The organism is Pseudomonas sp. ITEM 17296 (assembly GCF_028895205.1).
Classification (GTDB): Bacteria; Pseudomonadota; Gammaproteobacteria; order Pseudomonadales; family Pseudomonadaceae; genus Aquipseudomonas; species Aquipseudomonas kermanshahensis.
The window spans coordinates 24,717-36,930 of sequence record NZ_WJRS01000003.1; the positions used below are offsets into that span (position 1 = coordinate 24,717).

The 12,214-nt window shown below is 54.6% G+C and carries 11 protein-coding genes; 1 reads left to right on the forward strand and 10 read right to left on the reverse strand.

Annotation, left to right across the window (positions count from 1 at the left end):
* Positions 1 to 97: 97 nt before the first annotated feature.
* From GIB19_RS04545 to ihfB, 10 genes are all read right to left on the reverse strand, one after another.
* A complete protein-coding gene (locus GIB19_RS04545; protein ID WP_099428563.1) occupies positions 98 to 1,372 on the reverse strand; it encodes an oligosaccharide flippase family protein in 1,275 nt (424 codons plus the stop codon).
* On the reverse strand, positions 1,369 to 2,466 hold the full coding sequence (locus tag GIB19_RS04550; RefSeq protein WP_027595960.1) for a DegT/DnrJ/EryC1/StrS family aminotransferase: 1,098 nt from the start codon (positions 2,464 to 2,466) through the stop codon (positions 1,369 to 1,371). Before GIB19_RS04550 ends, GIB19_RS04545 begins: the two co-directional genes overlap by 4 nt.
* 3 nt (positions 2,467 to 2,469) lie before the next feature.
* The gene (gene wbpD / locus GIB19_RS04555) at positions 2,470 to 3,045 is read right to left on the reverse strand and encodes a UDP-2-acetamido-3-amino-2,3-dideoxy-D-glucuronate N-acetyltransferase (protein ID WP_027595959.1); all 576 of its coding nucleotides are present in this window, start codon (positions 3,043 to 3,045) and stop codon (positions 2,470 to 2,472) included.
* Positions 3,042 to 4,874, reverse strand: coding sequence for an acyltransferase family protein (locus GIB19_RS04560; protein ID WP_274883861.1), 1,833 nt, complete (start codon positions 4,872 to 4,874; stop codon positions 3,042 to 3,044). Before GIB19_RS04560 ends, wbpD begins: the two co-directional genes overlap by 4 nt.
* A 132-nt stretch (positions 4,875 to 5,006) precedes the next feature.
* Positions 5,007 to 5,957 carry a UDP-N-acetyl-2-amino-2-deoxy-D-glucuronate oxidase gene (wbpB, locus tag GIB19_RS04565; RefSeq protein ID WP_274883862.1) on the reverse strand — a complete coding sequence of 317 codons (951 nt, stop codon included), beginning with the start codon at positions 5,955 to 5,957 and terminating at the stop codon, positions 5,007 to 5,009.
* Positions 5,958 to 6,028: 71 nt separating this feature from the next.
* Positions 6,029 to 7,342: a UDP-N-acetyl-D-glucosamine 6-dehydrogenase gene (wbpA, locus tag GIB19_RS04570; protein ID WP_099428560.1), complete on the reverse strand. Its 1,314-nt coding sequence runs from the start codon at positions 7,340 to 7,342 to the stop codon at positions 6,029 to 6,031.
* A 337-nt stretch (positions 7,343 to 7,679) separates the two neighbouring features.
* On the reverse strand, positions 7,680 to 8,726 hold the full coding sequence (locus GIB19_RS04575; protein ID WP_099428559.1) for an LPS O-antigen chain length determinant protein WzzB: 1,047 nt from the start codon (positions 8,724 to 8,726) through the stop codon (positions 7,680 to 7,682).
* Between the two features lie 255 nt (positions 8,727 to 8,981).
* Positions 8,982 to 10,424, reverse strand: a complete 1,443-nt coding sequence (locus GIB19_RS04580) for an MBL fold metallo-hydrolase RNA specificity domain-containing protein (protein WP_274883863.1) — start codon at positions 10,422 to 10,424, stop codon at positions 8,982 to 8,984.
* 103 nt (positions 10,425 to 10,527) lie between these two features.
* A complete protein-coding gene (locus GIB19_RS04585; protein ID WP_027595953.1) occupies positions 10,528 to 10,791 on the reverse strand; it encodes a lipopolysaccharide assembly protein LapA domain-containing protein in 264 nt (87 codons plus the stop codon).
* 18 nt (positions 10,792 to 10,809) lie between these two features.
* On the reverse strand, positions 10,810 to 11,106 hold the full coding sequence (gene ihfB, locus GIB19_RS04590; protein ID WP_003252675.1) for an integration host factor subunit beta: 297 nt from the start codon (positions 11,104 to 11,106) through the stop codon (positions 10,810 to 10,812).
* Between the two features lie 525 nt (positions 11,107 to 11,631).
* Between ihfB and GIB19_RS04595 the strand changes: the two genes are divergently transcribed.
* Positions 11,632 to 12,087 carry an REP-associated tyrosine transposase gene (locus GIB19_RS04595; RefSeq protein ID WP_099428557.1) on the forward strand — a complete coding sequence of 152 codons (456 nt, stop codon included), beginning with the start codon at positions 11,632 to 11,634 and terminating at the stop codon, positions 12,085 to 12,087.
* The last annotated feature ends 127 nt before the right edge of the window (positions 12,088 to 12,214 follow it).

Sequence of the window (12,214 nt, forward strand, 5' to 3'; positions counted from 1 at the left end):
TTAATCGGTAACGCTAAATCGCTGCCCGACGAAACTGCCCGATTGAAAAATATGCCAAGCGCTATGCTCAGCTTCGGACGCGATCACCTACGCGCCCCTACACCACTGCCGAATACTTCTTGACAGCGCGTGCAATCAAGAAGTTAGCAAAAACCAAATCAAGTAAATACACCACCGAAACCTGCACCGTATAAAGCATCAAGAACTCACTGAAGGACAGGGAGTTATAGTAGGAAACCAACAACACCGCCCCAGTTAGCGCCAACCTAAGCACATGAAGAAGCGGCATATAGAAGTTATAGCGAAGCACTAAGGACACCCGATCCAACGGCGTACTGATGAACGAACAAAATGCAGCCACCACAAGAACTTGTGCATACACGCCGGCATCGTGCCATTGACCACCTAACACTAACGGGTATAGCCAGGGCGATAGAGCACCCGCAAACACATAGATGGGAGCCCCAAAAATTGCCAACTTTCTCACCGTCAGGCTCCACAGCGACCTGAGCAGCAGAGGCTCATCATAATGTGAGGCCGCGCGCTGATAAAACACCTGGCCTATCGCAGCACCGATTAACCCTGACGGCAAGAAAATGGTAGCCATGACGATTGAGAACTGGCCAAGGACCTCAGTTCCAAATACTGCAGAGATGTAAAAGATGGGTGCAGCACTGCTTATCGTAACCAGCACATGCGACGCAACTAGTGCGTGTGCGCCATGTGCATGATCTTTGAAAGGGCTAGTTAAATTTTCCGATGCCTTGACCCCGCCAAAGATTAATTTTTTGGAATAGGGAAGGATGCTAGCAATTTTTCCTAACGCGCTGAACAGTGTCGTAAAAATCAGACCGCTGCCGGTCACGAGCGACAACAAGGCACCCGATACGACATAGGCCGATTTACCACACACTTCTGACAGCGCGGACACTTTGTAAGCACCCGCCCGCTGAGCATTGTGTTGAAATGCGAGTGCGATGGACACAAAGAACGCACTCAGGGGCGCAATCGCCAACCACTCAGCGCCCTCTTCGATTGATAAAGCCTGTGCGATCTCCACCGAAAACAAGCACATGACCACGGTAAGTAATGCACCGGTAATGAAACCAAGCTTTGCCAGCCCCAACAGCAGCAGGCGCGCCTGCTGCTCTCCTTTCAACATCTGGAAGAAGTATTCATACCTCCACGTCATGATGCCTGCAAAGAACATGACCAGCTGGAGAAATATATTCTGAACAGCGAACTCCTGCGGGGCATAGAGCCTGGATAATAACGGAATCCCAAGAACACCTATCACCTGCGCAACGGTATTGCCCGACGCTTGTAGAAAAATATCCCGCCAGTAAGACGAGACGTACTGGACGACTTTCACTGACCGGCTCCACAGGCAGCCGCCACAGCATCAACCACCTTACCAACATCCGCATCACTCAGGTAAGGATGCATCGGCAGGCTCAACACTTTATTCGCCAGTTCATCCCCCAATGGAAGATAAGCATCAGACGCAACAGCCACTTGTTTATTAAGGGGTATTGGGTAATGAACGACGCTAGGAACGCCCCGTTCTTTAAGCACTGCTTGAACGCGCTCCCGGCCTTCGACCTGAATCGTGAACTGTGCGTAAACTGAGCTATTCGCTTCAGCAATGAATGGAAGCTTTACGGAGCCCAACGAGCCCAGCAGGTTATTATATTTTTCTGCAGCGGCTTGCCGAAGCTTTATTTCGTTGTCAAATATATCGAGTTTGGCAAGAAGAATCGCGGCCTGCAGGGTATCAAGCCGACTATTAACCCCCACCCGCACATGGTGATAGCGCTTCTCTTGACCGTGCCGAGCGATCTGGCGAATGATAAGGGCCAACTCGGGATCGTTGGTGAAAATCGCGCCACCATCACCATAGCAGCCCAACGGTTTACTTGGAAAGAAGCTCGTGCATGCGATAGACGTCAAGCTGCAGGAGCGCCGCCCTTTATAAGTAGCACCAAAGCTTTGGGCCGCATCCTCAATAACGGGAATATTGTACTTCGCTGCAATTTCATTGATCGCATCGAAATCGGCACACTGCCCATAAAGCGACACTGGCACTATCGCCTTGGTGCGCGGGGTAATGGCTGCTTCCAGCAGCGCCGGGTCTAAATTACAAGTACGTTTATCCACATCGACATAAACAGGCGTCGCACCCAGCAATGCAACGGTCTCAGCAGTTGCAATATAAGTAAAGCCAGGGGTAATCACCTCATCCCCAGGACCAATACCTAACGCCATCTGTGCAATCTGCAAGGCATCAGTTCCGTTAGCGCAGGTAATGCAATGATCGACCCCGACATAGGTAGCCAAACGCTCTTCCAACTCAGTTACTTCTGGACCCAGGATATACTGACCATGGCTCAGTACTCGCTGAATACCAGCATCGATATTACTCTTGATGAGGGCCTGCTGCCGTTTGAGATCGATAAATTCAATCATAGGTCAAATATCCAATTTAGTCAGAGTATTGTCGCGCAGCACGTAACGAGCGCGCGTATGGGAGCAAATGGCTTCCCCCCTCTCATTCAATTCCAGTTGCTCGCCATATTCACTCATCCAGCCAATCTGTCGAGCTGGTACACCGACCATCAAGGCGTAGGCGGGAACATCTTTGTTGATCACCGCGCCCGCACCCACAAACGCGTATTCACCGATGGTAACCCCACAGACGATGGTGCAATTGGCTCCCAAGGTAGCGCCCTTCTTGACCAGCGTGTCACGGTACTGATCTTTGCGCTCGATCAAAGAGCGTGGATTGTAAACATTGGTAAACACCATGCTCGGCCCGCAAAATACGCCCTCTTCCAACGTAACGTTGTCGTAGACCGATACGTTGTTTTGGACCTTGCAGTGATCACCAATCACAACCTTGTTACCCACAAAGACGTTCTGGCCAAGCGAAACACCGGCACCAATTCGAGCGCCGCTACACACGTGGACAAAATGCCAAACACGGGAATCTTTGCCTATTTGCGCGCCTTCGTCGACGATGGCACTCGAATGCTGATAATGGCTCATTGCTTGAGGCTCACACTGGATTGAGTTTGGTCGAACAACTGCTGGAGTTGACCCCCAGCAAAATGTCCGTAACGACGCGCCCCGATTTCGTTTAAGTGATGATTATCCTGATAGATAAGTTCACCCTGCTCGTAAGGTGCATCCGCAAAAAAGCTTGAGTTTGAAAAATCCACAAAGTGCACACCAACCCTGCCCGCAGCGAGTAACGCTACCTTATGGTTGGCTGCCCTCCATTCCTCATTGAGTGCCAGGGTGGCAGGCAATCCTAATTCCCTGAAGCGTCGCACTCTTTGTACGTCTGATCGGAACATGGGCACTTGCCCCAAGATCACGACCTGCTTATTAGCCGCTGTGGCATCATCTAAAAATGACTGGAAGGCCCTCACAAACGCAGGACTAGGCACTTGGTATTGCCACATACCCGCGACGATCACCTTGCCCATACCTGACATCGCCTGTTGCACTGCGACGATCTGTGAGCGGCATGGGCCACGGGCATACTCCGGCAGGCGATCAACGTCGAATCCTGGTATGGGTATGCAACTGCTTGCAGTGAATATTCGATACCCCACCCCTTGCTCTTCACCTGCCTGGTCCAGAAAGTAGTTGAGCTGAGCCGCATGACTGTCACCGATAACAAGGACAGTTGGCGTCGCGCTGGCGAGGCCGCGCTTGCACTCACCCACCTGCTGGCCATGACAGATCAGTTCAGGATCCGCATAACGCGTCTGCGCCAAGGGCTGCGGGGCGACCCATAGCGAATTCAGCTTGATCCCGAGCACGGCAATCGCTGCGAGCCCGCCTGCCGCAAGCCCCCAGCGCGGTGCCAAGCGCCAAACAGCTGACGATTTACGCACGGGCAATTCGATAAACCGATAAGACAGCCAAGCCAAGAAAAACGATGCACCCAGTGCGGTCAACATCCAACCTACACCTAACGCGTACTGCCCTGTGTAGTAGCGGATAAACGCCAGGACCGGCCAGTGCCAAAGATAGAGGGAATATGAGACACCACCCACCCACACCATGGGGCGTGAAGCCAAAAGGCTGCTGACCGGCCCTCGCCGGGCGGCGATAATCAGCGCAGCCCCCAGGCAAGGTCCTATGGATAGAAAGCCGGGAAAGTTAGCTTTATCGATAAATAGAAAACTGGCAACCAGCACCAGCGCGCCAAGCAGCCCCGTAAGCGCCGAACGTGATGCAGGTACTTCTCGGTCGCGCAGAACGAGCGCCAATACGGCTCCAACCATGAACTCGGGGACACGGGCGAGCAAGGAAAAGTACTGGCTGCCCAGGTCACCGTCCAACCCGCTCATGCCCGCCCAAAGGAACAGGCCAGCCGCAATCAGCGAAAAGCTGGGCGACCACCAGGATCGAGGTAACAGCAGCAGCACTAATGGATAAAAGAGATAAAACTGCATCTCGATTGCCAGCGACCACGTGTGCAGAAGCGGCAATTCTTCAACGCGAGGAGCAAAATAGCTACCGAAGTCCGAAAAGTACTGGTTACTTAGAAACAGCGCGGCCGATTTCAGGCTCTGACGAAAGAAATCGAAATCACCGGTCAGCAACAAGACGGACGAGGCGGTACATACCACCGCCAGCATGACGGCATACGCAGGAACGATACGTTTTATACGGCTTGCATAAAACGACCGAAGATCGATTTTATATCCAGGCGCCGTCAGAAGGGCCGTGATAATGAACCCAGAAATAACAAAGAAAACATCAACACCGACAAAGCCGGCCTTCAGCCATGCGCTGTCTGCGTGATAGGCAAGTACTGCCAGGACTGCAACTGCACGCAAGCCCTGAACGTCCAGCCGCATATCCTTACGCGGGCGTAACGAGGTCAAGCTATGCGGCAATGTTTCTTTGTTATTAGACAAGCTGCCAAGACCCTGTTGCGAGTACACCACTAAAGGAAGGGTGGCCTGTTGACCACCCGATACCACGCTCTGTCAGCGAGCCAGCCCAAGAACAAACGGATGCGCCTCATTGTCCTTGGCCTGGACAATTGCGGCGCTACGGATGACGTTCACGGTTTCGACGCAATGACGTGCGTCTTCGATGCCGTAACCTCGCCCGGCGAGAATTTCTTCGTAGCTGGTGGTATGCAGATCGGTAAAGCCTTCGGAAAACTCCATTTCCTCGCCATCGACAGTAATCGAGCGATAGGTCGGCTTCTTGCCCTTGACGGCGTCGGGCAAGTCATTGGCATCGACCGAAAGGAACCAGCGTACACGCGCTTTTTCGTACTCAAGGTAACCCGCGGCTTTATGCTCGGATGAGTAGTGCACCACATTGCGCTGGAGCTTACCGAAGATGAAGTGCAGCATGTCGTAGAAGTGCACACCGATGTTGGTAGCAACACCGAAGGATTTACGAGGATCACCCTTCCAGCTCTGCAGGTACCACTTGCCACGCGACGTGATGTACGTGAGATCGACCTCATACTTGTGCGCACGGTTTTCTGCTGCAACTTTGTCTTTCAGGTTGAGGATTGCCTGATGGTGACGCAATTGCAGGATGTTGTAGAGCCGCTTGCCCGTTTCCCGTTCGATCAGCGAAAGCTGATCGAGCATGTCCGGCGTCGGAACCAGCGGTTTCTCGCAGATGACATCGCACCCCAGACGCAGCCCTGCTGCGATATGTGGATAGTGCAGATAGTTTGGCGAACAGATGGAGACATAATCCAGCGCCATTGCGGGATCGCGCTTCAGCGTGTGCGCATGCTCAAGGAAGAACTCGAACTCGGTGAAAAACTCACTCTGCGGCGAGATGCTGTCGATGATGCCGACCGAGTCGTTTATGTCGTAGGCGGAAACCAGGCGGTTGCCGGTGTCCTTGATGGCACGCATGTGTCGAGGGGCAATGTAGCCGGCGGCACCGATCAGAGCAAAGTTCTTCATGAATCTTCCTTCGGAAACTGTTGAATCCGTCCGGCGCCGTGCGCCCGGACGGAGGGTCAGCTATTAGCGGTTCAAGCTTTGATGATATGAGCTGCAGGGGCGCGGTATTTGCCCCGACTGTCAACGATCAGCCTGGCCTTGGCTTCAATCAACGCATAATCGAATTTGTCATGGTCGGTGGCCAGGATCACGGCATCAAAGGAAGCCAGATTTTCCGCCGTCAACGGTTCGCTGCTGAGCTCGAAATGATGCTCGCGCATCTTCGGAAACACAGGAACATGCGGATCGCTGTAGGCAACGACACCACCCTTGGCCTGAATCAACTCCATGATCTCAACCGAAGGTGACTCGCGCATGTCATCAACGTTTTTCTTGTACGCAATGCCCAGCACCAGAATGCGGCTACCTTTGAGCGCTTTGCCTGCGTCGTTCAGCCCATCCATCAGTTTGCTGAGCACATATTCCGGCATCGCCTGGTTCACCTCGCCCGAAAGCTCGATGAATCGGGTGTTCACACCGTACTCCCGCGCTTTCCAGGTCAGATAGAAGGGGTCGATTGGTATGCAGTGGCCGCCAAGCCCCGGACCAGGGTAGTAGGCAGTGAAACCAAAAGGCTTGGTCGCCGCCGCGTCCACCACTTCGAAAATATCGATCCCCATGCGGTCCGCAACAATTTTCATTTCGTTGACCAAACCGATGTTCACTGCGCGGTGAATATTCTCCAGCAGTTTGGTCATCTCGGCCGCCTTGGTCGAGCTGACCTGAACAACTTTATCAATCGCTTGGTCGTACAGGGCGACACCCACTTCGAGGCAACTTGGCGTATGACCGCCAATCACCTTTGGAATGGTCCGTGTTTCGAAGTTTATGTTACCCGGGTCTTCGCGTTCTGGCGAATAGACGAGAAAGATATTCTCCCCTACTTTCAAGCCATTTTCCTCAACACGCGGCAGCAACTCTTCCTCGGTGGTGCCTGGGTAGGTTGTGCTTTCCAGCGATACCACTTGGCCGGCCCGCAGATAGGGCTTTATCGCATCAGTAGTATTAATGACAAAGCTCATGTCCGGCTCACGGTACTTGTTCAGTGGCGTCGGGACGCAAAGAATCAAGGCATCGCATTGAGCGACGCGAGTGAAATCAGTGGTGGCTTCGAAACCGTGCTGGCGGGCTTGAGCGATACTGGCACTGGAAATATGTTCGATGTAGCTTTGTCCAGCATTGAGGCGATCAACTTTAACTTCGTCGATGTCTATACCCAGCACATTAAAGCCAATCGCGTTATAACGCAGCATCAGGGGCAAGCCAACATACCCGAGGCCGACAATGCCGACCAACGCTGATTTGCTCTTGAACTTTTCAACCGCCTGCTTCTTGATATCCGTCATATCGCGTGACTCACCCTTCTATATTACCCGCCTGCACAGGTGGCAGGAGACGGGGTGTTAAAGATGCCCGTTCACCCAGTCGTGGATGAATTCCAGCTGAAACAGTTTGGCTCGCGGCCTAACGCCCCAAGACCCACCAAATAATCGGCAATAGCAGCACGCCTAGTTTGCCAAACTCGAGATCGGCGGGCTACTCACACTACACCCTAGCCGCTTCCAGAGCCACCAAAGCTGTGCCCCTGCCTGCTGACTGCAAGCATGCCCTACCTCCAGTGAACGCTATTTTGATAACAATAAAATTAACTAATGCGTTAACTGGCCACGAACCAGCGGGCCGCTATGCCTGCCGACGCCTGACCCAGAGGTCTCTGGCCATGGCAGCAAGCGCACCAGCGCCTAATCCCAAAACAACACTCAATACAACAATAAGCGACTTTTTCGGCTTCACCGGCCGGTCTGGTAGCTCAACCGCACCATCTTGCTCGAACACCTGTATCAAGGATGGGTCGAGCTTTACATTACGGTAAAACATTACCCTTTCTTGCATCGGGCGCAGCCCGTTGATGAACGGCTCGTCAGTGGTTCGCGCCACAAGATTGGCGATTTCAGCTTCTAGCGCCTTGGTCCCGCGCATATAGGTGAGCGACCCACCCATTGCCGCAGAGACCTCGGCCGACAACGACTGCGAAATCACTGGAGGTTTCTCCAAGCCAATGGACTTGGCGACAATCAAGGCCTCCTTCAACTGAGTAATCCGATCTTCTCGCTCCTTCCTTGCACTGGCCTTCGCGCCTTCGATCTGGGTTTGCAGGTTGTCCGCCTTGACCATCATCTCACTGCGGTTGCTATCCAGCACTTCTCGCTTCGCTGTCTCTGCTGCAAGCGCGTTGTAAGCCACTACCCACTTGGCGGCTTGCTGAGGATCTGAAATGGATGCGGTGACTGCGTATCGGGTCGAGGACCCCTTCCCTGCAGCCGCCACTGTGAGCACATTGCCAAAATCGCTGTACAACGAGTCACGTGATCCTCGGCGCTGCTCTTCGCTCAAGCTAGGCAGGTATACATCGCGGAAAAACCTGTTACGCACACCCTCTGACTGCAAAGCCTGGAGATGCGTATCGTAGACCTCCTTGACCGTCAAAGCGCTTAAGCCAGAATCGCCACCACGCCCAAAATTCAACTGCGCGATATCGTTTTGGGTGGGCGGCTCTACGAACAGTTTCGCTTCATACACGGGCGTGGCCAGCAACGCATACGCAAACCCTGCGGCCACGATGGGTGCCGCCACCATCCCTGCCCACAGCTTCTGGCGCCAGACGCCCTGTACCAATTCAACAAGCTCGATTTCATCATCACGATATGGGCGCTGAGGTTCATTACGCATCTATTCTAATTATCCTAGGGTCCGTCTAACATCATCAAAACAGTGAGCTCACCCATAGCACGGGCCACACAAGGCGCCAACAAGCGCTACTATGCACGCCTACAGCCAGCGTAGCGTCAACATGCCTGCATGCTAACTCGATTCCACCCTACCCTGCACGCGGGGTCAAGTTCAAAGAAACAAGCATGGGTAGAGCCCTGATGATGTCAGTTGTTCCCCAACCTTAGCGCCTCCTCCGCAATTCCAGCTGAATGGTCAGCGTGGTATGGAAATTCTGGTGCTTGCTTTACGCAGCGCAAACGCTTGCCTCAAAGAGGATGCCAGCATTTCTTTAGACCTTACCTCACCGTGCACAAGCAAAATTTCAGATGGCTCGCGCTCCATGTTAGTCGCAAAGGCTAGCAGTCCTGCCTGATCCGCATGCCCCGAATACCCACTCAACGTCATCACCTTCGCCCGAATCTCATAAGCCTCTCCATCCAGATCAATCTGCACAAAACCTTCCGCGCCCTCACTGGCCTGAATCACTGCCCCCGGCGTGCCCTTGGCTTGATACCCGACGAACAGCACCTCATGCCTCGGATCCCCAAGTATGGCCTTGAGGTAGTTGACGATCCGCCCACCCGAGCACATGCCGTTGCCTGCAATGACAATCGCCGGGCGCCCGGTGCTTTTGAGGTAATTCACCACATGCTGATGCCTGTTATGGGTATCCACACTAATCAGCTGATCAAAGCCCAGCGGGTCACGCCCCTCAGCCAACCGCGCGCGGGCTTCTTCATTCCAGTATTCATGCAGGTCGCGGTAAACGCTGGTGATGCGTTGAGCCAAGGGTGAATCAAGAATGATGGGCAATTGTGACCAATCAAGTGGACTATCACCCGGCGCTTGACCCGCGCTCAGCAGGGCCTTGCGATGAAGGATGTCTTCGAGTTCGTACAACAATTCCTGGGTACGCCCCAGGCTGAAGGCTGGGATGAGGATCGTGCCGTTATCGGCCAATGCCCGATCGATGAGTGCTTCCAGTTTTTCTCGACGGTCGTCGGTACTGGGGTGCAGGCGATCACCATAGGTGCTTTCGAGCACCAGCACGTCAGCGCGCTCTGGGGGCTGCACGGGCCGCAGCAAGGGATTGGTGGAGGGCCCTAGGTCGCCGGAGAACACGTAGCGGGTGTTGGCCTCCCCGCGCTCCACGTCACACTCGACATAGGCTGAACCCAGTAGGTGCCCGGCGCGCTGCAAGCGAATGCGGCAGCCAAGACCAGGACGGTCGATGAGAGCATGCCATTGCTCGAAAGGCAGCGGGACGATCAGTTCATCGAGCATCGCGAGATAGCGCTTCACGTGCTGCGGTTCACGGCTGATGCTCAGCCTGTAGGCATCCTCCAGCACCAGTGGAAGCAGCTTGGCAGAGGGTTCGCTGCACAGGATGGGGCCTCGGTACCCCGCCGCCAGCAGCGCGGGGATGCGGCCGACATGGTCGAGATGCACGTGCGTGACGATCAGCGCCTGAACACTGCCCACCTCGAAGCTCGCACCAAAACCCAGGGACGCGGGTTCCGCGCCAGGCGATGCATCATCACCTTGCTCCAGGCCGCAATCGACCAGCAGGCTGGTAGCGGGGTCAAGGTGAAGCTGGTGGCAAGAGCCAGTTACGCCTCGGGTGGCGCCGTGATGAGAAAGAACGGGGAAATCCATGCTGCTGCACACTCGCCTGGGCCGAAAATGAAGTGTGCTATTACTTCATGACAGCCGATGCGGGCATAGGTGAGACTTTCCTCAATAGAAGTAGGAAACCGCCTCAATTACCGCTTAATGCCGCTTGGCGGGCAGAAGCGCGAATCTTGCGCTTGCTGCGCTGTACGCCGTAGGCGCCGAGCAGTGGGCCGATAGCCAACCCGATGACCAGCGCGGCCAGTACCAGTACCGCAACCGGCACTTCAGGGGCAGACCAACCAAACAGGACCAGCGAGACCGCCTGCTGGTTCTCGAGTACGAAGAACAGCACCACAGCCGCCAACAGCAGCACGAACAACGCCGCCAGGGCGCGCTTGAGGTTACGCATCAGACTGCTCCTTTTTTATCAGGCCTCGGCCTCATCTTCTTCATTGACCCGGTCACGCAATTCCTTGCCCGGTTTGAAGTGCGGCACGAACTTGCCTTCCAAGCTGACCGACTGGCCAGTCTTGGGGTTACGACCGACGCGGGGTGCGCGATAGTGCAGCGAGAAGCTGCCAAAACCGCGAATCTCGATGCGATCGCCCGTCGCCAGGCACTGCGACATCTGCTCAAGCATGGTCTTGATAGCCAACTCCACATCTTTCGAGGAGAGCAGCCCCTGATGGGTGACAATACGTTCGATCAGCTCCGACTTCGTCATATTTTTCCCTTCGTTATCAAGCAGCTAGATCATTGCTTAACCAGTTTGTAGCACGCTGGGAGGGATTTGAACAGGGCGGTTCTTGACTTAATAAAAAAATTCAAGATTGAAGTGAAAAGAAATTTGTCGCGGATTGGCTGGGATGCGCGTGGTTGAAGGGGTACGTCGTGAGTTTTGGGGTGACGCGCAGATCGAGCGCCGCCCGCGCGGCGCATCGCGAGCAACGCTCGCTCCTACGTTTGTTTCGGGCCAATTATTCCTGGGACAAACGCGCGCGACCGCCTTGGTGCACGACTCGATATCGCGTCGAACAAACAAGGCGGTCGCGCGCGCCTGTTACAGGCGTGACTGGCCGAAAACAAACGTAGGAGCGAGCGTTGCTCGCGATGCGCCGCGCGGGCGGCGCTCGATCTACGCACCGGCCATTCAACTCATGGCATTTACATGCTGACAATCTTCCATCGCCCAGCGCCACAGGTCGGCAACTACGCTGATTGGACCCACCTTTGTTCACGGAAGAACACGATGCCCAAACCTCATGGCTGCATGCTTCGCCGCGCACGATACTCTGAGCCAGGCAGGCTTTATATGTTGACCACAGCCACACACCAACGTCGGCCACTGTTTCAGGACTTTCATTTAGCGCGCATGATTATCCAGAACCTTCGCCATGCCGAACAAATAAACCACTGCCGGTCATTAGCCTGGGTTGTGATGCCTGACCATGTTCATTGGTTGCTTGAATTACGGGAAGTGACGCTTAGTGTACTTATGCAACGCGTAAAGTGCCGGTCCAGTCATGCACTGCGCAAGGCAGGGATAAAGGTTTCACCGGTCTGGCAAGCGGGTTATCACGACCGGGCTTTGCGGCAAGATGAAGATGCTCTGAGGGCTGCCCGATACATCATAGCCAATCCGGTCAGGGCGGGATTGGTCGCCAGGATTGGCGATTATCCGCACTGGGATGCAGTGTGGGTTTGAGATCGAGCGCCGCCCGCGCGGCGTATCGCGAGCAACGCTCGCTCCTACGTTTGTTTCGGGCCGCTCGATTTAGGCACCACCACAAAAATCACAGATAAAAAAAGGGCGACCCGAGGGTCGCCCTTTT